Genomic DNA, 26776 nt, shown 5'->3' with positions numbered 1-26776 from the left:
ATGACAGATACTTAATCATTTTTATCGCGACGTCACGAGCCAAGCTTGGTCGTATTTTAAGCAGGATTTAATGAGCATCGCCCCAGTTAGCCAGCGCAGACGTTGCGCATGAACCATCACCTCACTAAGTGCAATAAATTGCATTTTATAGGTCGAATTTCACCCTGGTTGCCAATAGCTAGCAACCTAAATTTTCGGCTGCGCTTTTTAAAATCTACAACAGATTTTTCTTCCCTATACCCAAAAGCCCAGCATCAAAACATGACATCACCCTCTGTGATTTCCAGTGGAGACTCATAATGAGCCAACCCGATACAAATACACCCGAATCAGTAGACGATACTCGACTGAATAAACGCCTCAAAGATATGCCAATTGCGATTGTTGGTATGGCAAGCATGTTTGCCAACTCTCGCTACTTGAACAAATTTTGGGATTTGATCAGCGAAAAAATTGATGCGATTACTGAAGTTCCGGACACACACTGGCGTCCAGAGGATTACTACGATTCAGATAGAACAACACCCGACAAATCGTATTGTAAGCGTGGTGGTTTTATTCCAGAGGTTGATTTCAACCCAATGGAGTTTGGTTTACCGCCAAATATCCTAGAGCTGACTGATACATCACAACTGCTATCGCTGATTGTTGCCAAAGAAGTGCTCGAAGACGCGAAACTGCCTGAAGGCTATGACCGCGACAAGATCGGTATTACGCTTGGCGTGGGTGGTGGTCAAAAGATCGCTCAAAGCCTAAACGCTCGTTTGCAATACCCAGTGCTGAAGAAAGTCTTCAAGAGCAGTGGTATTAGCGACGAAGACAGCGAAATGATGATTAAGAAATTCCAAGACCAATACATTCACTGGGAAGAAAACTCATTCCCAGGCTCGTTGGGCAATGTGATTTCTGGTCGTATCGCTAACCGTTTCGATCTTGGCGGCATTAACTGCGTCGTGGACGCGGCGTGTGCAGGCTCACTGGCAGCAATGCGCATGGCGTTGAGCGAGTTGGTGGAAGGGCGCAGTGAAATGATGATTACCGGTGGTGTGTGTACTGATAACTCACCAACCATGTACATGAGCTTCTCTAAGACACCAGCGTTCACCACCAATGAAACCATTCAACCTTTTGATATCGATTCGAAAGGGATGATGATTGGCGAAGGTATTGGCATGGTTGCGCTAAAGCGTCTTGAAGATGCAGAACGTGACGGTGATAGAATCTACTCTGTGATCAAAGGTGTAGGTTCATCTTCTGATGGTAAGTTTAAGAGTATTTATGCGCCTCGTCCTGAAGGTCAGGCCAAAGCCCTGAAACGTGCCTATGATGATGCTGGTTTTGCTCCGCATACACTTGGTTTGCTAGAAGCGCACGGTACGGGCACTGCTGCGGGCGACGTGGCTGAATTTGGTGGCTTAAACTCAGTATTCAGTGAAGACAACGAGCAAAAGCAACACATTGCATTGGGTTCGGTGAAATCTCAGATCGGTCATACTAAATCAACCGCGGGTACCGCTGGACTGATTAAAGCGGCGTTGGCACTACACCATAAGGTATTGCCTGCCACGATCAATGTCTCTAGCCCGAATCCTAAGCTCGATATCGAAAACTCACCGTTTTATCTCAATACCCAAACGCGTCCTTGGATGCGTCGAGTGGACGGTACACCGCGTCGTGCGGGTATCAGCTCATTCGGCTTTGGTGGAACGAACTTCCACGTGGTATTAGAAGAATATACCCAAGAGCATGCGCGTGGCGATCAGTATCGTCAGCGTCAAGTACCACAAACCTTATTATTCAGTGCTGCGACTCGCGCCGCGCTCATCGCTGACCTTAAGCAAATTGCTAGCAATGTTAGCGACAATAAGATTGAGTTGACTGCGCTGGCCGAGCAACATGGACTGCGCGAATTAGACGCATCCCATGCTCGTTTGGGCTTAGTGGTGACAGACCACGCTGACTTGCAAGCTCAGTTAGCAAAAGTTATCGCAATGATGGACAGCCAAGACAAGCCATATTGGCAGCTCCCTAACGGTACAAGCTACCGTGAGTCAGCGCTGATTGCGAAGAAGGGCACGACTAAGGTTGCCGCGCTATTTGCCGGCCAAGGTTCACAGTACCTCAACATGGGTCGCGAACTGGCTTGTCACTACCCAGAAATGCGCCAACAATTAGCGAAAGCCGATCAAGTATTTGGTCAGCATAAAAAAACCGCGCTATCCCAGATTCTTTTCCCTATTCCAACGTTCACTGCAGACGCAGAGAAAGCACAGCAATCGGTATTAACCAATACCGCCAACGCGCAAAGTGCTATCGGCACCTTGTCTATGGGTCAGTTCGACATCATGACTCAGGCTGGATTTAAAGCGGACATGGTCGCAGGTCACAGCTTTGGTGAATTGAGTGCCTTGTGTGCATCAGGTGTGATTTCGCAAGATGATTACTACCAACTTGCGTTTGCTCGTGGCGACGCCATGGCGGCAACGCCAGAGCAAGGCGACAGCGGTACCATGTACGCGGTTATTCTGGATGCCGACAAGCTTGCTGCCGTTGAGGCGTGCATTAGTGCGTTCGAGGGGGTAAGCATCGCGAACTACAATGCTCCGACTCAATTGGTTATTGCCGGCCCAACCGATGCCGCACAACAAGCTGCAGCAGCGCTGACAGAACAAGGTTTTAAAGCCATTGCATTGCCAGTATCGGGTGCATTCCATACGCCATTAGTGGCCCACGCGCAAAAACCGTTCGCTACCGCTATTGATAAGGCCACGTTCAGCGCACCAACCGTGCCGTTGTACGCGAATGCAACGGGCAAACTTCACGGCAAAGATGGCAAAGCCATTAAGAAAGCCTTCAAACAGCATATGCTGCAGTCGGTTCGCTTTAGTGAGCAGCTTGAAGCAATGTATGAAGCAGGCGCACGCGTCTTTGTTGAGTTTGGACCTAAAAATATCCTTCAGAAGTTGGTAGAGAAAACACTGGCAGATAAGAGCGAAGCGCTTTGCACTATCAGTATCAACCCAAGCCCTAAAGGTGACAGCGACCAACAGTTACGTTTGGCTGCCGTCCAGCTTTGTGTTGCGGGTGTCGCTCTTGACAATATTGACCCGTACCAAGCGCCAATTGCCGCGCCTGCCAAGCCATCGCCGATGAACATCAAGCTAAACGCGACGAACTACATCAGCCCGTCTACTCGTAACAAGATGGACAAGTCTTTAGCGACGGGTAGCGTAACGGCAAAAACGGAAATCGTTGAAGTCAAAGTCGAAGTTGAAGTTGAAAAAATTGTGGAAAAAGAAGTGATTAAAACAGAATACGTGGAAGTGCCTGTCACTGTTGCGGCTGAGCAAGCTTCCGCACAGAGCGCAACGATAGCTCAGCCTGTCGCTGCCCAAGTTAAGCAAGTGCAAGCGGTCTCGGTAGATGAGTCTTCGCTACAATCTTTCTTCAACGCTCAACAGCAAGCCGCTGAAGTACATCAACAGTTCTTGGCGATTCCTCAGCAATACGGGGATACGTTCAATACCTTAATGTCAGAGCAAGCCAAAATGGCCACGGCCGGTGTTGCTATCCCAGACAGCTTGCAGCGTTCGATGGAAATGTTCCATCAACATCAAGCGCAAACACTTCAAGCGCACGCACAATACTTACAGCAGCAATCCAACAGCAACACGTCTGCATTGACGATGCTAACAGGACAAGCCGCGACGCAAGTAGCACCAGTTGTGGCTCCTGTTATCGTGACTCAGCAAGCACCAGCGCCTGTCGCTCAGGCTTCTGTAACCCAAGTTCCTGTAACCCAAGCGGCTGCTTCTCATGAACCTGTTTCTCATGAACCAGTCGCAGCGCCCGTCACTCAAGCCGCGGCACCGACTCAAGTTACGCCACAACGTCAAGCACCGGTCGCGCAAGCACAGGCTGTAAAAGCAGCACCAGTAGTAGTGGCGCCAATTGCACCTGCTCCAGTGGTCTCTGCACCTGTCACTTCGGCACCAGTCGCGACAGCGGACGCAGAAAAAGTAATGTTAGACGTGGTAGCGGAGAAAACCGGTTACCCAACTGAGATGCTTGATCTAGACATGGATATGGAAGCGGACCTTGGTATTGATTCTATCAAGCGCGTGGAAATTCTAGGGACCGTGCAAGATGAAATGCCAAACCTTCCAGAGCTAAACCCAGAAGATTTAGCAGAGTGTCGTACACTCGGTGAGATTGTTGTTTACATGAACAGCAAGATGCCAGCGGTGGTTAACGCGCCAGTATCAGCACCTAACACAGCTCCTAACACCGCAACGAATGGTCTTGATGCTAAGGTCGTTCAGCAAACCATGTTAGAAGTGGTCGCCGAGAAGACCGGCTACCCAACTGAGATGCTCGATCTAGAAATGGATATGGAAGCGGACCTTGGTATCGACTCTATCAAGCGCGTAGAAATTCTAGGTACCGTGCAGGACGAATTACCAACGTTACCAGAGCTAAACCCAGAAGATTTGGCAGAGTGTCGTACTCTGGGTGAAATCGTCGATTACATGAACAGCAAATTACCGGCCGATTCTGCGCCAGCCGCTGCTCAACCTTCTGTGAACGTCGCGCCAGTATCCAATGGCTTAGACGCGACGGTTGTTCAGCAAACCATGCTCAATGTGGTGGCAGAAAAAACAGGCTACCCAACAGAAATGCTCGACCTTGCCATGGATATGGAAGCGGATCTAGGCATTGACTCAATTAAGCGTGTAGAGATCCTTGGTACCGTTCAAGATGAACTGCCAACGTTGCCAGAGCTAAACCCTGAAGATCTTGCCGAGTGTCGTACGCTAGGTGAAATTGTTGATTACATGAATAGCAAACTGAGTGTGAGCCCAGCTCAAGCGGTTGAAGCGGCCCCTGTAGCGGGTGGTCTCAATGCGACTCAAGTTCAAGCAACGATGCTGAGTGTGGTGGCAGAAAAAACCGGCTATCCAACAGAAATGTTAGATCTTGCGATGGATATGGAAGCCGACCTTGGTATCGACTCTATTAAGCGAGTTGAAATCCTTGGTACGGTTCAAGACGAGCTACCAACGTTGCCAGAACTTAACCCTGAAGATTTAGCCGAGTGTCGTACTCTGGGTGAAATCGTCGATTACATGAACAGCAAACTGAGCTCGGACACGGCTCAAGTCGCGGAAGCTGCGCCAGTTGCCGCTGGAAACAGTCTTAACGCGGAACATGTTCAAGCGACAATGCTTGAAGTAGTGGCGGACAAGACGGGTTACCCAGCAGAGATGCTAGATTTAGCCATGGATATGGAAGCCGATCTAGGTATTGATTCGATTAAACGCGTCGAGATCTTAGGAACCGTTCAAGATCAATTGCCAAATCTACCTGAGCTTAACCCTGAAGATTTAGCCGAGTGCCGTACACTGGGTGAAATCGTGACTTACATGCAAAGCAAGCTTTCGGCAACGAATGAAGTGACCGCTACGGTGACTGAAACGGCGACGCCAATCGTTGCAGCTGTTGCAACAGAATTGCCTCCACACAGCGAGGTGGCGCTAAAAAAGTTACCAGCGGCCGATAAACTGGTCGATTGCTTCTCTAAAGACGCGTGTGTTGTGATTACAGATGATGGTCACAATGCGGGTGTGTTGGCGGAAAAACTGACGGCGAATGGTATTGAAGTCGCGGTAGTACGCAGCCCAATGTCGGCGGCATCACCACTTAATTCAGAAGTCGCGAGCTATACACTAGCCAGTATCGATGATTCTGGTGTGGGCGCGGTGATCAGTGATATCGAAGCTGAGCTTAAAAAATCAAACAAGGTGATTGCGGGTTTCGTTCACTTGCAAGCGGCAGCGAGCACAGAAAGTGACGCATCAGCCATTAACCTTAACTCGGATGCGAAAGCGTCACTGACTGTCGCGTTCTTGTTTGCCAAGCATCTAAAAACGCAGTTGAACACAGCGACAGGTCGTAGTGCGTTCTTTACACTCAGCCGTATCGATGGTGGCTTCGGTTACCTAGATAGCGAGCAGTTAAAAGGCGCGGAGCTAAACCAAGCAGCGCTGTCTGGTCTCACTAAAACGCTAAGTCATGAATGGCCGAACGTATTTTGTCGCGCACTGGATGCCGCGTCAGCGCTAGACGCTCGTCACTTAGGCGATGCTATTACCGCTGAGCTGTTTGATGTCAATACAGACACCGTTGAAATTGGTCTCGGTGAAGCCACTGCTAAAGAATCAGGGCGTGCAACGTTAGTCGCTGCAACACCTGGTTCGGCATTGACTAAAAATACCGCAGCCCAGTTAACAAAGAGCGATAAAGTGCTGGTTACGGGTGGCGCGAAAGGGGTGACCTTTGAATGTGCACTAACATTGGCAAAACAATGCCAATCGCATTTCATCTTAGCGGGTCGTAGTCAACACATTACGCCTGATGCACTACCACAATGGGCGCAAGGTAAGCAGCCAAGCGAACTTAAGCCTGCGGCGATTGCTCACCTGCAAAGCACGGGTGACAAGCCAACGCCTAAGAAAGTGGATGCGTTGCTAAAGCCAGTCTTGAGCAGCCTTGAAATCAATGCCGCATTGCTCGCCTTCAGTGAAGTGGGAGCAAGTGCTGAGTACCTAAGCCTTGATGTTTCAAACCGCGAATCAGTGGCAAAAACACTGGCGGGCATTAACGACATTACTGGCTTGATTCATGGTGCTGGCGTATTGGCCGATAAGCATATTCAAGACAAAACACTCGATGAACTGAATATGGTTTACGGCACGAAAGTCGGTGGACTTGAAGCCGTACTGAATGGTCTTGATAGCAGCAAACTTAAGCTTATCGCGATGTTCTCATCAGCGGCAGGTTTCTACGGCAATACGGGACAAAGCGACTACGCGATGTCTAATGAGATTTTGAACAAAGCCGCGCTGCAACTTTCTGCGCGTCACCCTGAAGCAAAAGTGATGAGCTTTAACTGGGGACCATGGGATGGTGGCATGGTGAATGCCGCATTGAAGAAGATGTTCAATGATCGTGGTGTCTACGTTATTCCTCTACAAGCTGGCGCTGAATTGTTCAGTACTCAACTGCTAAGCGAAACAGGCATTCAACTGCTTGTGGGAACGAGCATGCAAGGTTCTGACAACAAGGAAGCCGCTGTAAAAAAGCGTAATGCGGAGTCTGTGCATCTTGCAAAGAGTCCGCTAACTACAACGATCACTGTGACACGTATTCTTGAACCAAAGGCTCTGCCTTTTATTCAAGACCACTGCATTGCCGGTAACCCTGTGTTGCCGACAGTGTGTGCCATTCAATGGATGCGTGAAGCGGCGCAGCAACAGTTAGGTGTGAGCGTTAGCGTTCACAACTACAAGCTGCTGAAAGGGGTCATATTTGATACTGATGAAGCACAAGAGCTGACAGTGACATTGTCACCTTTGGCGAAGTCCGCGGGTCGAATTAAAGCAATGATTCATTGCCAAGGTCGTCCTCAGTATCAAGCGGAGCTACAAGTTGCCGACGTGCAATGTTCATCGGATGTGCCGAGCGCGTTAACGAAGCAATTTAAGGCAAATGAAGCAGGAAGCGTTGCGACGCAAGCGTCACTGTACAGCGATGGAACCTTGTTCCACGGCCCGAGATTGCAAGGCATCACGACAATAGAACGTTTTGATGACTCAAGTTTAGTTGCGCAGTGCCAATTGCCAATCATTGCCGACCGTGATTGTGGTGCGTTTGTCGGGAAAAATGGTTTTGCGGATAGCCAACCCTTTACGGAAGACTACTTACTGCAAGCGATGTTGGTTTGGGCTCGCATGAAATATGGCGCGGCAAGTTTGCCATCGGCAATCGGTGATTTTATTTGCTATCAGCCTATGCAGGCCGGAGAGAAAGGGTGGATAGCGCTGGATGTGATTAAGAGCACAGCTCGTTCACTTCAAGCGAATATCTCACTTTACCATAAAGATGGTCGCGTGAGCGCGGTGATGAAAGGGGCAAAAGTGACGATCAGTAAGAGCCTTAATGATGCGTTTCTCGCCAAATCACCGGCTGCAACATTGGCAACAGAAACGTTGGCAACAGAAAAATTGAAAGCAGAAAAGGAGCCATTGTCATAATGACGGTTCCTTCTAATCAAGCGATGCCTTTGCGCATCGCTCTTTTGGCTCAGCCAGCGCTTGCTGCTGAGCTTTCTGCCAACTTATCGCCTTTGTTAGCCAGCGTTCAGAAAGTCACGATTGGCGATGATTTTAATTCTGCCTTAAACCTTGCCATTGATGCTGTTAATCAAGGGCACTTGGTAGAATTTATCGCCGATCCCGCTGAGACGTTACCCTCTGGTCATCTTGTTACTGGCGCACCAGCACGTATCTGGATGTTGAGCGCACTCACCGCAGCAAAAAATAAGGTCCATCCGCATGCTTATCTAGCAGGAATGGCCGCTGAGGAGCCCTCGGATAACGTTAATACGGCGAGTGAAGCGCACAGTATCGACCGTGCACTTGCGCATGCCAAGCGTTCGAACGGCGATGTTAGCCAGAAAATTTCAACGTCCGCCGTGACGTCTGAAGAGAAGTTCTCGGCGTTGTCGTCTTTGATTCAATCCATTTCAGGCCGCACATTAGCGAACGGCTATTGGTTTACTGAGCATCATAAAGCACGCGTAGCAAAGTTAACCTTTATGGATGGCTCTAGTGTTAGCAACCCAGTGATTAATGATTCTAGTATTAATAGATCTGGCTCTGTATCGACCAGCCTAGTCCTTACTCAAGCGACCGGTTTACAACCACCCAAGTCGTTGCTATCTGCGACGCGATTGATGTTTGTCGTGTCGGGCACGACGCAAGCCGAGTTAATCGCACGCTTAACGCAGTTGAATGATGATCTTGTCAGTGCCCGTGACTCCGACCATGACGCACTCGCACTGACTACGTTGATGCACCGCAACCTCACGCAGTTTGAGTTTCAATCACGGTCTGTTAATTCACAGGCTAATATCGTGATTCAAGCGGCATCGCTTGAGGCGGCCTTACAAGAAATTAACGCGCTACAGCAAGCGTTGCCGAAAGTGATGGCCGATAACAGTCATTACAAAACTCCAGCGGGTAGTGGTTTTTCTCCAGCACCGACCAGCCAAGGTGGAGTAACGTTTGTTTACCCTGGTGTCGGTACGGTCTATCCGGGCATGTTGCGTGAATTTCATCAGTATTTTCCATCGCTTTATGCACGGTTAGAGCGTGAAGGCAACCTGGCCGATATGCTGCAAGCGAAAAAAACGTATTCAGATGACGCACAAGAGATGTCACTCAGTGAGCTGGCGATTGCAGGCGTGGGCAGCAGTTATCTACTGACGCAACTGCTTTGTGATGAGTTCGCTGTGAAGCCAGACTTTGCGCTGGGCTATTCCAAGGGTGAAGCCTCGATGTGGGCCAGCCTTAATGTTTGGAAGAACCCTCATGCGTTGATTGAAATGACGCAAACCAGTCCTATTTTTACCACCGCTATTTCAGGCAAGCTCACGGCGGTTCGTGAAGACTGGAACCTGACTGAGACGGATGATATCCGTTGGAACAGTTTTGTGGTTCGCAGTGACGCGGCATCGATTGAGGCGCTGTTAGCCGAATTCCCAAGGGCTTACTTAGCGATTGTGCAGGGTGATACGTGCGTCTTAGCTGGTTGCGAGGAAAGCTGTCGCGCTTTACTTAAAAAATTGGGTAAACGCGGCATCGCAGCCAATCGAGTGACGGCGATGCACACCACACCCGCGCTGAGTCAACATCAGCAAGTTCGTGAGTTTTACACGCAGCCGTTGTTTGATGTATTGCCGCAGCATATTCGGTTCATCAGCGCAGCGGGCAATCAACCCGTCAAAATAGACAGTGACAGTATTGCACGCGCCATTGCTGATACGTTCTGCTCGACACTCGACTTCACTGCGTTGATACGCAGTGCTCGCGAGCAAGGCGCACGCCTGTTTATCGAAGTTGGCGCTGATAGGCAAACCAGTACATTAATCGACAAGATTAATCGAAGTGATGGTGTTGCCAATCAACATTGTGTTGTTGCCACCAACGCCAAAGGCGGCGAAGACGTAGTGACCTTACTTAAGTGTCTTGGTCAACTCATCACGCATCAAATCCCGCTCTCTGTTGCGCCTCTTATTCAAGGCCTAGAGCAGCAGCTCAATGCGTTGAAACATCCGCATGATCTGGCTGCAACAGATACCCCAGCAAATAATCACCAAGGAGAGCCAGTGTGAGTTCTCAGCAAAATAACAAAATCGCCATTGTCGGTATTGCCAACCAATACCCTGATGCGGATACGCCACAAGATTTTTGGCAAAACCTGATAGATAAAAAAGACTCTCGCACGACACTAAGCGCAGAGAAACTGGGGGCAAACCCGCAAGATTATCAAGGAACCCAAGGCCAATCGGATCGCTTTTATTGTGATAAAGGCGGTTACATCGAAAACTTTGCGTTTGATGGTCAAGGTTACCGTGTCACGGAAGCGTCTTTTAAGGGCGTTGACCAGAGCTTTCTTTGGGCACTGGACACGAGCCGGAAAGCACTCGATGATGCCGGTATTGCCTTAAATGCCGATGTACTTGATCGTACTGGCGTCATCATGGGGGCGTTGTCGTTTCCTACCACGCGCTCGAATGATCTGTTTCTTCCGATGTATCACTCGGTGGTTGAGAAGGCGCTTCAAACTAAGCTCAATAGTGACCAGTTTTCACTATTGCCAACCAATGAGCAAGCGCATGACTTGAATACGGTCAATGGCGCAGCAGCGCACAATGCCTCTAAATTAGTGGCGGATGCGCTAGGACTTGGCAATGTTCAGCTAAGCCTTGATGCTGCTTGTGCTAGCTCCGTTTACTCATTGAAGCTGGCTTGCGATTATTTGAATACGGGCAAGGCTGACATGATGCTTGCAGGCGCGGTCTCCGGTGCTGACCCGTTCTTTATCAATATGGGCTTCTCGATTTTCCACGCTTATCCCGATCACGGTGTGTCTGTTCCTTTTGATAGCAACAGCAAAGGGTTATTTGCGGGCGAAGGCGCGGGCGTATTAGTGCTTAAGCGTTTAGCCGATGCGGAGCGCGACGGCGACAATATTTATGCGGTTGTCAGCGGAATTGGCCTGTCCAACGATGGTCGTGGTCAATTTGTGTTGAGTCCGAACAGCAAAGGCCAAGTACAGGCATTTGAACGTGCTTATGAAGCCTCTGAACTGACACCGGACAGTATCGAAGTGATTGAATGTCATGCAACGGGAACGCCGTTGGGTGATAAAGTTGAGTTGACCTCTATGGAGCGATTCTTTGCCGATAAACTTAATGGCTCAAATGCGCCATTGATTGGCTCGGCAAAGTCGAACCTTGGTCACTTGCTTACCGCTGCAGGCATGCCGGGAATCATGAAAATGATTTTCGCGATGAAAGAGGGCGTATTACCGCCAAGTATTAACCTCGATACGCCGTTGTCGTCGCCTGATGGCCTATTTGGGTCGCAGACATTACCAAGAAACGTGCAAACTTGGCCGAGTAAATCGGGTAACTCTGAGCGTTGTGCCGGGGTCTCGGTGTTTGGTTTTGGCGGCTGTAACGCACACTTGTTGCTTGAAGCCTACTCGAGTACTGGCGCTGCGTCACCATTCAGCGAACAGGACACCAAAGAACGCCACCCAAGCGCCGCTTCACCGAAGGCATCAAAGCTTAGCATTGCTGGTTTGGCTTCGCACTTTGGTTCATTGCCAAGTATCAATGCGCTAAGTCGTGCGATTGACACTGACGGTAATGCCTTTATTGAATTGCCGAAAAAGCGTTGGAAAGGGCTTGATCAGCATCCAGAGTTACTCAGCCAGTTTGGGCTGAATGCGGTGCCAGCGGGCGCGTATATTGATCAATTTGAGCTGGATTTTCTGCGTTTTAAAATTCCACCGAATGAAGATGATCGTTTGATCTCTCAGCAGCTGTTGTTGATGAAAGTCGCGGACGAAGCGATTCGTGATGCCAAGTTAGTGGCTGGACAAAAAGTCGCTGTCTTGGTTGCGATGGAAACTGAGCTTGAAATGCACCAATTCCGTGGTCGTGTCAACCTGCACAGCCAATTGGCAGAAAGCTTTGCCAATATGGGTGTAGAGCTGTCGCAAGACGAATACCAAGCGCTAGAAACAATCGCGATGGACAGTGTCATGGATGCGGCGAAGCTTAACCAATACACCAGTTTCATTGGTAATATCATGGCGTCGCGTATCTCGTCGTTGTGGGACTTTAATGGCCCGGCGTTCACCATCTCTGCTGCAGAGCAATCGGTCACGCGTTGTATAGACGTCGCGCAAAATCTGATGTCGCAAGAGTCGTTAGATGCGGTTGTGATTGCTGCGGTTGATCTTAGTGGCAGCGCCGAGCACGTTATCCTCAAGAACAGTGTGACGCCAGTGGCAATGCAGCCACAGGATGCCGGTTGGAATGTTGGTGAAGGGGCGGGTGCCATTGTTTTGGTTGACGAGCAGCACGCTGCAACGCGCCAAATTACTGAAGATGGTAAAGTCACAAGCTATGGTCAAATTGGTGAGCTTGCATTTGGAAACAGTACTCGTAGTCAAGCCGTCACCGACGCGTTATTGACGCAATCTGCTACGCACTCAACCCAAATTGCTGTGGTTGAGCTTAACCACGCGCCAGAGAAAGGCGTGCCTTTGGGGCACACTGACATACTCGTTAACCACGTTGCTAAGCAAACTCAAGCCAGCAAGCGGTTAGGGCATTGTTCAGCGGCTTCTGGTATGGCGAGTTTGCTTCATGGCCTACTCAATCTCAATGGTATTGCTGATCCTGTCGCAGGTCATCTATCCAAACAGGCGATCATTGCTAACGTTAGTGAAGGGCAATGCTCACAATTGCTTGTCTCGCAATCCAAGATTGAATCCCAAGCATTGACACTTCGCTTACAGCGCGAGATAGCCAGTGATGCGAAGCGTCAACTGATTAAATCGGTGTCCCTTGGTGGTCGCGATATTTATCAGCATATTACGCAAACGCCATTATCAACGTTGCCACATATTCAACAAAAAATGGTTGGAAAAACAGGTCGCCGCACGGTGTCAGTACCAACGTTGTCGCCAGCGACCGTTGCTATGCCGGTTGAGACTAAACCAGTTAAGACAAAGCCAGCCATTGAAATTCAATCATCCAACTCTACAACTTTGACGGGCGTGGCATTACATGCAACCCGTCAGAGTCCGTTAATAGGTAATCACAGCACTATGACTGATGTTTTATCCGCTAAAAATAGCGCGCCGACGTCTCAATTATCCGCGACTCAAGATTCTGCGTTTCAGCAAAACCAGCAATTGACGCAGCAAGTTCATCAAGCCTTTTTGCACAATCGCGCACAAGGTTTACAAATCGCCGATGCACTCCTTAAAGCGCAATTGAACGAGATCACTCAGGGCTTAGAAGGTGGCGCAACGACTATTGCGTCTAATAATAGCGCGTCTAATAATATCGCTCCTAACTCGCCATTAGGCACGAACGTTGCCACTCCAGTCACTCAAACGGTGGTGGCTACTCAGCCAGTCGTTGAACCTGTGAATGTGTACGCGGCGCCAGCGAGACCCGTTCGTAAACCTTGTATCTGGGATTACGATGATCTGGTTGAATACGCAGAAGGCGATATCGCCAAAGTTTTCGGCCCAGATTACGCTATTATCGACAGCTATAAGCGCCGTGTAAGACTGCCAACTACGGATTATCTTTTGGTTTCTCGTGTAACCAAGCTTGATGCCACGATGTTGGAATACAAGCCAAGCACGATGACGACCGAGTACGACATTCCTGTGGACGCACCCTACTTAGTGGATGGTCAAATCCCATGGGCGGTTGCGGTTGAATCCGGTCAGTGCGATCTGATGTTGATCAGCTACTTAGGTATTGATTTTGAAAACAAAGGTGAGCGTGTTTACCGTCTTCTAGATTGTACGTTGACCTTCCTTGGCGACTTGCCTCGTGGTGGTGATACGCTGCGCTACGATATCTCCATTAATAACTACGCTCGTAATGGCGATACCTTGTTGTTCTTCTTCTCGTACGAGTGTTTTATCGGCGACAAGATGATCCTGAAAATGGATAACGGTTGTGCTGGTTTCTTCACCGATGAAGAGTTAGCGGATGGTAAAGGTGTCATTCATACCGAAAGCGAAATCAAGGCTCGTCAATTAGCGACGAAGCAACGCTTTGAGCCAATATTACATTGCCCGAAATCGCAGTTTGATCACAGTGCATTACGTCACCTGTTGACGGCGAACATCGCGGAATGTTTTGGTCCGACGCATCAATCTAACCAGCATCAACCGTCTCTGTGCTTTAGCTCTGAGAAGTTCATGATGATTGAACAAGTGAGCCGAGTAGAACCACAAGGCGGCACGTGGGGCTTAGGTCTGATTGAAGGTCACAAACAGCTAGAAAAAGAGCACTGGTATTTCCCATGTCACTTTAAAGATGACAACGTGATGGCCGGTTCATTGATGGCGGAAGGTTGTGGTCAATTACTGCAGTTCTACATGATGCACCTTGGTATGCACACGTTAGTTGAAAATGGTCGCTTTCAGCCATTAGAAAATGCGCCACAACAAGTGCGTTGTCGTGGGCAAGTATTGCCACAATCGGCTCAGCTGACATACCGCATGGAAGTGACGGAAATTGGTGTTAGCCCACGCCCTTATGCGAAAGCGAACATCGATATCTTGCTGAACGGCAAAGTGATTGTTGATTTCCAAAACCTTGGCGTGATGATCAAGGAAGAAGCAGAATGTACGCGCTACCCTCAACTTATTGGTAGCAGTGAATCGGTAAACGTTGAGGCATTAACGGCTGCAACTGTTGCACCGACCGAAACCAAAGCGAGCAATCAAGCATCCGCCAATGCGCCGTTGATGGCTCAGATCCCCGATTTAGAGACCGCGACAAATAAAGGCGTGATTCCTTTACAACACGTTGAAGCGCCAATCACACCTGATTATCTGAACCGCACGCCGGATACGGTTCCGTTTACGCCGTACCATATGTTTGAGTTTGCAACGGGTGACATTGAAAAATGTTTCGGCCCTGACTTCTCTATTTATCGTGGAATGATCCCACCACGTACTCCGTGTGGCGATCTGCAGCTTACGACACGCGTAGTTGAAATCAACGGTAAACGTGGTGACTTCAAAAAGCCGTCGTCTTGTATTGCTGAGTATGAAGTACCAGCCAATGCCTGGTATTTCGACGAAAACAGCCATGAAAGCTTAATGCCGTATTCAGTGTTGATGGAGATCTCTCTGCAGCCAAATGGCTTTATCTCAGGCTACATGGGGACGACCCTAGGATTCCCTGGTGAAGAACTGTTTTTCCGCAACCTAGACGGCAGTGGCAAAATGCTGCGCAATGTTGATTTACGCGGTAAAACCATCACCAATGACTCTCGTCTACTGTCGACGGTCATGATGGGCACCAACATCGTACAGAGCTTTAGCTTTGAGTTGAGCACCGATGGTGTCCCTTTCTATGAAGGCAAAGCGGTATTTGGTTACTTCAAAGGCGCTGCGCTGAAAGATCAGCTTGGTCTAGACAACGGTAAAGTGACGCAGCCATGGCATGTCGACAACAATCGTACGCCAGATGTCAGCATTAATCTGCTTGATAAATCAAGCCGTTACTTTAATGCACCTGTATTGGCAAATGGGGCAACACAGCCGCATTATCAGTTGGCTGGTGGCCGTTTGAACTTTATCGATAATGTGCAAATCACCAGTGATGGTGGTAAATCAGGACTGGGCTACTTATACGCTGAGCGCACGATTGATCCAAGTGATTGGTTCTTCCAATTCCACTTCCACCAAGATCCAGTGATGCCGGGTTCACTAGGCGTAGAAGCCATCATCGAATTGATGCAGACCTATGCGCTAAATAAAGACCTTGGTGCGGGCTTCCGTTCACCGAAGTTTGGTCAGATTCAATCTGAAGTGAAGTGGAAATATCGTGGTCAAATCAACCCGTTGAACAAACAGATGTCGCTCGATGTGCACATTACAGCGATTAAAGATGAAGACGGCAAGAAAATCATTGTTGGTGACGCCAACTTGAGCAAAGACGGTCTTCGTATCTATGAAGTGAAAGACATTGCTATCTGCATCGAAGAAGCTTAAGTGAGAAAGGACAAATTATAATGACAACACAACTAACCATGAACAACGAAAAGCTTTCTCCATGGCCGTGGCAAATTGAAGACAGCACGACGCATTTTGACCAAGCGACTATGGCAACCATTCTTAAAGACTTAAGCCTTGGCTGTTATGTGGTGAACCATCCTGAGAAAGGGTTGGGGCTTAGCCAGCACGCAGAAGTGACGTCAGGTGACGCAGCAAGCGCAGCAAACAGCCAACCTGTCAGCGCTTATGCGCCAGCGCTTGGTACGCAAAGCCTTGGCGATGAAGAGTTTCGTCGCTGCCACGGGGTAAAATACGCTTACTATGCGGGCGCGATGGCAAACGGCATCTCTTCGGAAGAGCTGGTTATTGCCCTTGGTCAAGCGGGTATTCTCTGTTCATTTGGCGCAGCGGGTCTTATTCCGTCTCGCGTTGAACAAGCGATTAACCGCATTCAAGCGGCGCTACCAAACGGCCCGTACGCGTTTAACCTGATCCATAGCCCAAGCGAACCCGCCCTTGAGCGCGGCAGCGTAGAGCTGTTTTTGAAGCACAAAGTGAAGACGGTAGAGGCGTCGGCATTTTTAGGTCTAACGCCTCAAATCGTACATTACCGAGCTGCAGGTTTGAGTCGTGACGCCAAAGGCGAGATTCAGATTGGCAATAAGGTCATCGCTAAGGTGAGCCGTACTGAAGTGGCCAGCAAATTCATGGCGCCTGCGCCGGTGAAAATGCTGCAAGCGTTAGTGGATGAAGGGCGTATTAGCGCCGAGCAAATGGAACTGGCTCAGCTCGTACCAATGGCTGATGATATTACTGCAGAGGCTGACTCTGGTGGTCACACGGATAACCGTCCACTGGTGACGTTACTGCCAACAGTTTTGGCATTAAAAGACAAAATCCAAGCCCAGTATCAGTTCAAGACCCCGATTCGTGTTGGTTGTGGCGGTGGTGTAGGTACACCTGACGCCGCACTAGCGACCTTCAACATGGGGGCGGCATACATTGTGACCGGTTCTATCAACCAAGCGTGTGTAGAAGCTGGCGCGAGCGAGCATACCCGTAAGTTGCTTTCAACCACTGAAATGGCTGATGTGACCATGGCGCCTGCGGCTGATATGTTTGAAATGGGTGTGAAGCTACAAGTAGTGAAGCGCGGTACCTTGTTCCCAATGCGTGCCAACAAATTGTATGAGATCTACACGCGTTACGACTCGATTGAAGCTATTCCTGCCGACGAGCGCCACAAGCTTGAGACTCAGGTATTCCGTTCAACCTTGGATGATATCTGGGCTGGTACGGTAGCGCACTTTAACGAACGTGATCCGAAACAAATTGAACGAGCAGAAGGTAACCCAAAGCGTAAAATGGCGCTTATCTTCCGCTGGTATTTAGGTCTTTCTAGTCGTTGGTCAAATACCGGTGAAAAGGGCCGTGAGATGGATTATCAAGTTTGGGCAGGTCCTGCACTAGGCGCGTTCAATGCGTGGGCAAAAGACAGCTATCTTGATGATTACCAGCAGCGTAATGCGGTTGATCTTGCTAAACATCTGATGCATGGTGCCGCGTATCTAGCACGTATTAATTTATTAACCTCACAAGGTATTAAATTTACGCCAGACCTTGCCCGCTGGACGCCGAGCCAACGAATGGCTTAAGTGGTTAATGTCACTTGATGGTTAATAGGTGACGTGACCGTTAACGTATGACCTGATGGTTAATGTACAAATTAGCGACCTCTTTAAGAGGTCGCTTTTTTTGTCTCTGACGTCGAGGGTAAGCTGCTGTCCGTGGGTATTTGGTCGCTTGTTTCTTGAGGCTATGGCCTCAAGAAGTGCCCATGTTAGAAGTCGTTCTGTATGAAGAAGTTGACTGCTTTTCGTTATAGAGCCTAGTTCAATACAACTGTCACTGATTCGCTTTAAATCATTTTGATGTGTCCAGCGGCTTTGATCTTCACATGAACCATGTTGCCTTGAAGGTAGCTTAGTGGGATCTCGCTACGTTCAATAATGGCTACGTTGTCGCTGCATGCGCCAGCCTCAATCGCCATTTGCTTGGATTGCGCTTCCAATCCCTTTAAGGTTTCCTCTCGAGAAGCCGGATCAATCGGTACGATCTTATCGAACTGACCTGATATTTCACCCAGCGCGACACCAATCGCATTCGCCACTTCAAAGTGTTCAGGGCGAACCACTTGGCTCACACCTTCAAAGTGGTCGGGGAATAGGGCACTGCCGCCACCAACCATGATTACCGGAACACTCGCTGCTGAAGTCTTCATCTTATCGATGCCTTCTTCAACGTCGGTCACCATTTGTTGATAAACCTGACTTGCTTGCTCGGTTGATATACCAATATCATCACTGAGCTGATGCTCTGCTTGCCACTGCAATTGACCTGTTTTGAGTGCGATGTCGGTTAACGTAAGTTCATCACCACCAAAGCTGCGTGCCGTTTGCGTTAAGGTATGGCCAACACTTTCTGGCCCTAACTGGATACGCTCTTGTTCAAAACGAACTTTGGTGCCACCACCAATGGCTAGGGCTAGGATGTCAGGCATGCGGAAGTTGGTTCTCACTTCGCCAATTTCTACCGCTAAGCTCGATTCTCTCGGATAACCGTGGGTGAGCACACCAATATCAGACGTAGTGCCGCCCACATCGACCACAATCGCGTCTTTGAGCTTAGTTAGGTGACTTGCACCGCGAATCGAGTTTGTTGGCCCACAAGCGACAGTGAGAATCGGGTACATCAACGCGAACTGCTGCGACATTAAGGTTCCATCGTTCTGACCAAAGTACGGTGTGGTGTGGATCTCATGGTTCACTAGCGCATTGCAGAAACCATCTACGAATCGTTTTGCTGTGCCTTGCAAGGCTGCGTTCAGAATCGTAGCGTTTTCACGTTCTAGAAGCCCTAAGCTGCCCACTTTATGGGAAAGCGATAAGTTCACGCCCGGAAGTTCTTGTTGGATCCACTCTGCTGCTTGAAGCTCTTGGTCGCCGTTGACGGGAGAGAACACACCGCAAATAGCAATGGAATCGACGTGACCTTTCATTTTCTGACAAAGCTCGCGGATCTCAGACTCTTGAATGTCGGCAATCAATTGGCCGTCGTATTCATAGCCGCCATGTGCTTGATAGAAGTGTTCACCAAGCAGGCTTTGCCACGCTTCACTCCAACCACAAAGGGGCGGGACGCTGTCACCACTCGGAAGGGCTAAACGAATCATACCGACTCTGTCTAAGCCTTTCCTCTCAACGATTGCGTTGGTGCACTGCGTGGTGCCAAGCATCGCGTGTTTCACTTGTTTGCCGTCAATGTTCGCTTGGCTTAGTAGTGCAGAAATTGCATTATCGATGCCAGTGGAAATGTCGTGTGTGGTTGCGGTTTTCACCTTAGCAATCACATTTAAGTCTGCGTCGAGCAACACACCATCGGTATTCGTGCCACCCACGTCAATGCCTAAACGCCAGTAATCAAGTGTAATGTTTGTCATGCTACTACCTCTTCAATGCAGACTTTAATTGTTCAATGGTTTGGTATTTGACGGTGTAGCCAAAGTAACCTGGTCCTGCGACTTCGATGCCTTTGTCAGTGCGCCATTTGGGGTCACAAGGGTACGCGATAAGGTCGATGCGTTGTCCGTAACGAAGTTGTTCGGTAGTGATTGGCTTACCCGTTTCGTGGTCCAATATTGAGATTAGGTCTGGTGTTGAAGCCAGTAGGTTTTCTTGATTCATGTCTGCGCGGCTTGTGCCTTTATGCGCCAGAAGCAATTCGTTTTGGAACTGTACGAATACGTTATCTACGCCAGTATCTTCAAACTGAGCCAGTTTCTCGATCACGACACCACCAGTTGCAAAGCCACCGTCAGTTTCACGTTGAATATCAACAATCTTGCCACTGATGAGTGTGTGGCCGCCAACAATGTCTAACACAGCTTGTGTGCCGCTCTGGTTGTTGTCGTTCGCGAGTCTGATCGCTTCACCAATCTTCATTGCTTGGGTCAGTGTTGCAGGCAATGCGCTGCGCTTTAGGTTCTTACCGTTCATTGGGTAGTCACACATTGCTGCCGAGCCGCCCATTTGCTCTGTAATAGGCCTAGCAAACTTTTCAGACCAAATTCCGTCTATCGGATAAAGCGTGACCACATTGCTACGCTCGTCGGCCAACGTGTTGGGTGCTGAAGGTAAATCGTCGAGGAAGAAGGTCACCATCTGAGCTTCAGGAAAGGCACGTCCCATTGCATCACAGTCAATTACAGGAATGTTCTTTTGCGCTGCAACGAGAATTGGAATCAGTGAGTTGAAGCCGCCTACCTCGATAGGGAAGGTTGCCGCTACCTCAGTACCAAGTGCCTTTTCCATCGCTTCGAATGCAACCAGCATTTGATCTTTCGAGTTGAGCTTTTCTACTGCAACGGTTGGTGCGCCAATCATTGAAGAGGGCACAGTCATCCAATCGTCTTGTACCTCTTCCAAAGGGATCATACGTACAGGTTGTTTTGCTGTCGCGATAGCGACTTTCGCCATCAATGCGCCGCTGTATGGGTCACCACCGCCGCCCGTGCCTAATACAGTGGCACCAAGCGCGATGTCATCAATCATTTGTTCAGTAATAATCACAACTACTATTCCTTATCACTTGAAGGAGAAAGCTTCATTAGGGCTAGGTAAATAACACCAGCTGCAAGAATGCCGTCTAACGCCGAGATGCTGGTTAATGAAAACAGGCTGAAGAATTCTGGTGCGGTACAAGCACTGAATGCAGTACCAAATGCCCAAGAGGCGAGGCCTTTAAACATCCACGCTGGAACTTGTTGGATGTTCTCAAAGCTCATTTTTGCAGAATCTAAAACGTAGTATTGAACGATGTAGACGCCTGCAGCAGGCGCGATGGTCACGCTCAGTAGCATTAAGAAGTCGGTAAATTTGTTCACCATGCCGAGCTGAGCAATGCCAATGCCTACGATGGTCATGATCACAATCAACATAGGGCGAGGAATCTTAGGCAACACCATTGACATACATAAGCCACCAGAAGTTAGGTTGCTACTGTTGGTGGTCCATTGAGCAAACACCAATACGATGATGGCCGCCATGCCTAAGCCAAGCGTGAAGAAGACCTCAACGAGATCGTCGGTGCCGGTCATTTTGGTCAGGATTAATGCGATAAGAATGATGGCACTGTTGCCGACTAGAAAGCCGATACCGGCCCCTAGAATTGCATCACGACGTGTTTTGGCGTAGCGAGCAATATCAGGTGCAGCTACTGCAGCAAGAATCCAGATCGACATAACAAAAGAGACGGCTTGGCCAAGAGTTAGAGGATCTTCAATGGTGGGTGCTGCACCGCCTTGGTAGTCGGCAGCCATGAACAAGCCAATGGTAATCAGCGTCACCATCAGAGGGACAGAATAGGTGCTGAGTTTGCCTAAGGCACGAACGCCGTAGATGGCTGTCATCATCATTAACACACTGCCGCCAATCAGAGCGGTTAGATGAGAAATAACGATGTCGTATTTCGCCAGAGCATCCACCATGATGAAAGCAAAGAAGTCAGCTTGGAAAGCGAACCAGCCAACTAACGAGATGCCATTGATGAAACCAAGAATCTTACCGCCGTTACGACCAAACACTGCGCTACTCACGAGTGGGGTAGATACACCCGCTTGAAAACCAATGTTGGCACACAACATCGCAATCACTGCGAGTAAGCCAGAGCCGATAAACGTGGCAAGCAATGCGTCCTCAAAACCAATCCCGCTGCTTAGAATCGAACCAAGGAACAAGCCAGAGATATCGATGCCGATAGCCAACCAGATAAGGCTGATCACCCACCAAGAGCGCTTGGCTTTCTCGGGAACAGGTTCCAATTCAAAGTCATCTATCTTTTTGTGGCTGCGTGTTGCTTCGGGTTTATTCATGTAAGCTTCTGTCGCCATAGCGCCATCCGTGCATTGTTATTCCATAAGTGTGAATAAAGCATACTGATGTATTTATTGCTAATAAATGAATATAATCAGATGTAAACATAACGAAATCCAAATGTGAGTAGCAAAGTGAACCCAAACAATAAGTTAGATAAAAGAGACCTACGAAGATTAGAACTTTTTTGTGAAATTGTTGAGCAAGGAGGTATCAATCAAGCGGTCGCGAGCACTGGAATTAGCCAGCCTGTGCTCAGTAATCAACTTATTGCCTTGGAAAAAAGCTTAGAATTAACATTGTGTCAACGTGGTCGGCGAGGTTTTAAACTCACTCATGAGGGTGAACAAGTGTATAAATATGCGAACCAATTAAAATCGACATTAATCGACTTTGCTTATAAGTTGCGAGGCGTGCAGACCGAACTCTCTGGACATGTACGAATTGGTTGTTTGGATAACACCGTTACTTTGCCTTACAACCCACTTCCAAAAGCGATCGAAACATTTTACCAGCGCAGTAACAGTGTTGAAGTCAGTGTCGATGTTGGGGACTTCACCCAGTTGAACGAGAAGCTAGCAAAGAACCAGATAGATATGATGATAGTCGTCCTGGGATCACATCAAAAGTCAGCATTTCAACATAAATACCCACTGTTTGAAGAGCACAGTTATCTATATGCGCGCAAAGATCTGGCCGAAAAGATCATGGATAACGATTTTTCGCTTGATGGTTGTCGTATCAATATGGGGGGTTATGCCAAAGATGAGATGTTCCGATTACTCAATATTGAACAGTACGATTCAGTAAAGCCTTTTGATGGTTGGCATGTAGAGTCGGGAGTGATCCTTACGCTGGCAGGAACACACTTGAGTTTCTTGCCTTCCCACTTAATCGATCGTGGTCACTATGATCAGGCTTTGATAGCGCTTCAACCGGAGAAGTGGAGTTTGAAAAGTCAGTTTTATCTAGTGTTAAAGCAACCTGTGGAATCTCTTTCTCCCGCTGTCCGCGCATTCTTTGATGAGTTACACCAGCGGGAAACATTGGATTTAATCTAGGGTGCTCTCTTAATTCAAGGTGAACTCAAATAGAGATACTGGCTCCGCTTATAAATAACCCCCTGAGTGAGATGCTGAGAGGGTTATTTATCTAAAGATTTTGATGAAGAGGTTTATTGATGGGCATACAACGTTTAATTGCTTTCTAAGCTGTCGTGCCGATTTACGCTCTTAAGTGTCTGTCAGTAGACACCTAGTGCCATAATTGACTAAATTTATGCACACACCACTGTGCAACCATCGATAAATCCAATGTCTGACAACATCGTATTAACTTGCTCCTTTGCCTAAGTGCCGCATTGTCTCAGCATTTTGTGCGAGATCGCTTACGCTTGCGTGAGTCAAGAGTACTAATGTCGCTGGTTTCATGATGGGCTCTTGTGTAACTGCTTGTTTTTAAAGTTCTTTATGTGATTGTTGTATTCAAATATTTTGGTTTTACATCTATGTAACACGTCAAAAGTTCGATAATGCCGTATTCTATCTCTTGTCGACAGGATAGCGACACGGAACAGGAAAGGCTCAAGGAATGGGCATCGTCAGGAAGACGATTCGATGGTTTAGGATACGCCGTCGGCACGGAGAGCAAACGGGACATTGAAAGGATGCAACCGTTACTTGGATAGGTAACGAACTAAGGAAGGCAGTGGACACTTTTGGATGAAGTAGGGAACAAGCATCAGGATAGATGCCATGGACACCGCTTAGGAACGAGTGAGGTAAGCTAACGAGGATGGTTAGCGGGTAAGGAACACCATTTGGGACACCGCTAGGATGGCGATGAATGGAATAAGCTGACGGATTTCAGCATTACTGTCATGGATTGATGCATGGAGCATCTTTAGTAGCGGGATTGCTGCGAGTAAGAGTTATAACCCCGAAGCCGAAAGGTCTCGGGGTTTTTCTTTTTCGGCAATACCTCACGCACACACTATTGGACTGCGACCTCATAGTTTGTCATTTTCTAATCCCTCAAAATTAGGCCGTCATCCTTGCAAACAAGGATCTCCCAAAGCGTATTACTCACATAAAATAGAAACGAATTCCGAAAAATAGACTCATAACGCGCTGATGAAGATCCCCTTTTTTCAAGGGGGGGGACGATTTATTTTGATTAACGAGAGCAGTCACGTACCAGAGTCTATTTTGTGCTGGTAAAGAGCGAACAGACACGCTTTTAGACAAAAGCTATCCTTAAAATCAGTAATAAAAATATCTAAGAATTCGTCATTCTTTTGAAGAAAGGAATCTACTGACAACACTCTCTGAACCACAAGAGTATCATATGGTGGCTAGCTTAGTTTTGCCCCTATACAAGTTAGACTATATTGTGGTTAACTTTCGTTTCTGTATGAAAGGGCTACGTGTAGGGTAATGCAACGCCTACCATTCAAGGGAATATTTTAGGTAATATGACAAATATAGAATCCGTATACTCTTATTTTGAAGGGCTAGGTATTAGTCATCCTGAACGTTATTTTTCTACATTTTCAACTTCATTAGTCGATGAATCTTGTGTATTGCTACGCCAAGGCGAAGAGCAGAGCCATGCGTTCTATTTGATCTCAGGTATCTTGAAGGCCTGTCATTATACCGATTCAGGAGCAGAGCGATGTAAGGAGTTTTATTTTCCACAAGACCTTTGCTTACTGTTTTCTAGTTGGATAGAAAATCGAGAATCACACTATCAAATTGAATCAGTCACTAAAGTAGAGTTCATGAAAGTCCCTATGAGCATGCTTAACTCTCAAGAATGGATTAAACCGAAAATTAAGCTCCTAGAACAGCAACTGCTTTACAAGGAAAAAAAAGAAAGTTTTTTTCTGCTCAATACCCATGAAGAAAGGTATAAGTATCTAATTGATAACTTTCCCCATTGGATCAGACACTTAAAAAGCATTGATATCGCTAATTACATGGGGATAAGCCCTGTGAGTTTATCAAGAATAAAAAGCCGCATTAACAATTGTTAATTAATAACATCGATATTCAATAGAACATAGAACCATTATTCCTTACTTGGTTAGCTCTATTTTGTGGGTTCTATTTTCTCTTCTTTCCGCTGTTTTTTTAACCGTCAAAGATGTGTCATTAAAAAACTCGACATCTAGATTATCGGCAATACAAGCTACAGCGGCAATGTTGCTTATTCTTTGTCCTGTTTGTCTCACCACTATATTCACTCTTGAAAAGGTGAACTACGACGTTGATTTATTGATAACAATGTTCTCGGCCGCCACACTTGATGCTGCTGCCATGACATTTTACCTATTAGCTTTGCGCAATGGTTCTCTAGCCAAAGTCGTGCCTGTTTTATGCTTTGTGCCTGTATTTCAGCTGGTTTTAAGCTTTGTTTTTTACAATGAAGTCCCATCATTGTTTGGCTTTGTAGGGGTGATTTCTGCGATCTTTTTTATGTTTTATGCTGAGAGTTCAAACCTAATGAGCATAATAAAAGATAAAGCTGTAAGTAGCATGGTATGTGTCGCTCTGCTTTGGTCACTTAGTTCAATTATTCACAAAGGGGGGTCTACTCAGATTGGAGCTATCAATTGGACGGCACACATTTGCTTAATCATGTTCTTATATTATTCGCCCTTTCTGATAAATATACGGGCAAAGACTACAAGTTTAAGTGACTTTTCTACTTTGATTGTTCCAGCTCTTGCTAATCTACTCACTTTACTAGCATTTTATCAAGCGGCTTCGATAGGAAACATTGCCTTTGTATCTTCGCTAAGACGATTCTCGACTGTGTTTTCAATCTTGATTGGTTGGTATAAGTACAATGAGACCGTAACAAAGAGACTCTGCGTATCGATATTTGGGCTAATAGCGTCAGCTTTAACAATTACACTTTTTGGTTAATCGTATGACAACTATCGGGAAGTTAGTTCTAGCTAGTGGATATCGCCCCTTTAACATGTATCGCTAATGTTTGAAACGCTTAACTCACTTTTGTCCAAGAATGTGCCCGTTCGGTTTTCATGAACGCAGAATAAATTCTGGCATGTTACTGCCTGACAAATAAAACTAACCGTCATCCCCTTGAAAAAGGGGATCTTCGTCAGCGCGTTGTGAACCTATTCGTGTGTTATTCATTTCTAATTAAGTGAGTCACACGCTGATTAAGATCCTCGTTTGCACGAGGATGACGGCCTAATTGGGATGGGTAGAAGAGCAATAAGCAGAGAGCTTTATGCCCAAATGCGTGCCAGTTCAGCTTCCGTCAGCGTGTCTTGGTCAATAAAGAATAGACTCTGCTATTTTAGTGCACCCACAAATAAAAACTAACCGTCATCCCCTTGAAAAAGGGGATCTTCATCAGCGCGTTGTGGGCCTATTTTGATTTCATTCATTTCTAATTAAGTGAGTCACATGCTGATGAAGATCCTCGTCTGCACGAGGATGACGGCCTAATAGAGATGGGTTAAAGAGCGATAAGCTAAGAGGGATCTATCCAGAAACGTTTTTGAAATTGATCAATCTTGATTTTCACCCCTTAGGTTTGGCATTCGTGACAGTCAAACACTATTTCCAACTATCACGTCATTACGATAGTTATCAAGAAACTATGCCAGTATGCTATAGCTGGCATTTCAAATGATGCGG

At 47.6% G+C, this 26776-nt stretch carries 10 protein-coding genes; 7 read left to right on the top strand and 3 right to left on the bottom strand.

Annotated elements, in window-relative coordinates:
- Window positions 1–299: 299 nt before the first annotated feature.
- From ACE1OE_RS00200 to pfaD, 4 genes are read left to right on the top strand one after another with little or no spacing between them, the layout of a single operon-like run.
- Window positions 300–8093, top strand: coding sequence for a phosphopantetheine-binding protein (locus tag ACE1OE_RS00200; RefSeq protein WP_449209687.1), 7794 nt, complete (start codon window positions 300–302; stop codon window positions 8091–8093).
- The gene (locus ACE1OE_RS00195) at window positions 8093–10234 is read left to right on the top strand and encodes a PfaB family protein (RefSeq protein ID WP_449209686.1); all 2142 of its coding nucleotides are present in this window, start codon (window positions 8093–8095) and stop codon (window positions 10232–10234) included. Before ACE1OE_RS00200 ends, ACE1OE_RS00195 begins: the two co-directional genes overlap by 1 nt.
- On the top strand, window positions 10231–16170 hold the full coding sequence (locus ACE1OE_RS00190) for a beta-ketoacyl synthase N-terminal-like domain-containing protein (RefSeq protein ID WP_449209685.1): 5940 nt from the start codon (window positions 10231–10233) through the stop codon (window positions 16168–16170). Before ACE1OE_RS00195 ends, ACE1OE_RS00190 begins: the two co-directional genes overlap by 4 nt.
- A gap of 20 nt (window positions 16171–16190) precedes the next feature.
- Complete coding sequence (gene pfaD / locus ACE1OE_RS00185; protein ID WP_449209684.1) at window positions 16191–17828, top strand: eicosapentaenoate synthase subunit PfaD; 1638 nt, start codon at window positions 16191–16193, stop codon at window positions 17826–17828.
- Between the two features lie 263 nt (window positions 17829–18091).
- Here the strand turns inward: pfaD and ACE1OE_RS00180 are convergent, their stop codons facing one another.
- The 3 genes from ACE1OE_RS00180 to ACE1OE_RS00170 are packed head-to-tail and all read right to left on the bottom strand — an operon-like array spanning window position 18092 to window position 22120.
- Window positions 18092–19672 (bottom strand): hydantoinase/oxoprolinase N-terminal domain-containing protein, encoded by a 1581-nt coding sequence (locus ACE1OE_RS00180; RefSeq protein WP_449209683.1) that lies wholly within the window; start codon window positions 19670–19672, stop codon window positions 18092–18094.
- A 4-nt stretch (window positions 19673–19676) separates the two neighbouring features.
- Entirely contained in the window at window positions 19677–20801 is a 1125-nt protein-coding gene (locus ACE1OE_RS00175) for a DUF917 domain-containing protein (RefSeq protein ID WP_449209682.1), read from the bottom strand.
- 5 nt (window positions 20802–20806) lie between these two features.
- Window positions 20807–22120 (bottom strand): cytosine permease, encoded by a 1314-nt coding sequence (locus ACE1OE_RS00170; protein WP_449209681.1) that lies wholly within the window; start codon window positions 22118–22120, stop codon window positions 20807–20809.
- Between the two features lie 105 nt (window positions 22121–22225).
- Here ACE1OE_RS00170 and ACE1OE_RS00165 point away from each other — a divergent pair, with 105 nt between their 5' ends.
- From ACE1OE_RS00165 to ACE1OE_RS00155, 3 genes are all read left to right on the top strand, one after another.
- On the top strand, window positions 22226–23164 hold the full coding sequence (locus ACE1OE_RS00165) for a LysR family transcriptional regulator (protein ID WP_449209680.1): 939 nt from the start codon (window positions 22226–22228) through the stop codon (window positions 23162–23164).
- 1412 nt (window positions 23165–24576) lie between these two features.
- Window positions 24577–25137: a Crp/Fnr family transcriptional regulator gene (locus ACE1OE_RS00160; protein ID WP_449209679.1), complete on the top strand. Its 561-nt coding sequence runs from the start codon at window positions 24577–24579 to the stop codon at window positions 25135–25137.
- 61 nt (window positions 25138–25198) lie between these two features.
- Window positions 25199–26032 (top strand): EamA family transporter, encoded by an 834-nt coding sequence (locus ACE1OE_RS00155; protein ID WP_449209678.1) that lies wholly within the window; start codon window positions 25199–25201, stop codon window positions 26030–26032.
- Window positions 26033–26776: the final 744 nt, after the last annotated feature.

Source organism: Vibrio sp. E150_011 (assembly GCF_053544015.1).
This window is presented reverse-complemented; position numbering and strand designations above follow the sequence as displayed.

Bases quoted from the DNA above. Each gene is read 5' to 3' on its own strand.
- ACE1OE_RS00200 (WP_449209687.1), top strand. From the start codon at position 300: ATGAGCCAACCCGATACAAATACACCCGAATCAGTAGACGATACTCGA.
- ACE1OE_RS00195 (WP_449209686.1), top strand. From the start codon at position 8,093: ATGACGGTTCCTTCTAATCAAGCGATGCCTTTGCGCATCGCTCTTTTG.
- pfaD (WP_449209684.1), top strand. From the start codon at position 16,191: ATGACAACACAACTAACCATGAACAACGAAAAGCTTTCTCCATGGCCG.
- ACE1OE_RS00180 (WP_449209683.1), bottom strand. From the start codon at position 19,672: ATGACAAACATTACACTTGATTACTGGCGTTTAGGCATTGACGTGGGT.
- ACE1OE_RS00170 (WP_449209681.1), bottom strand. From the start codon at position 22,120: ATGGCGACAGAAGCTTACATGAATAAACCCGAAGCAACACGCAGCCAC.
- ACE1OE_RS00160 (WP_449209679.1), top strand. From the start codon at position 24,577: ATGACAAATATAGAATCCGTATACTCTTATTTTGAAGGGCTAGGTATT.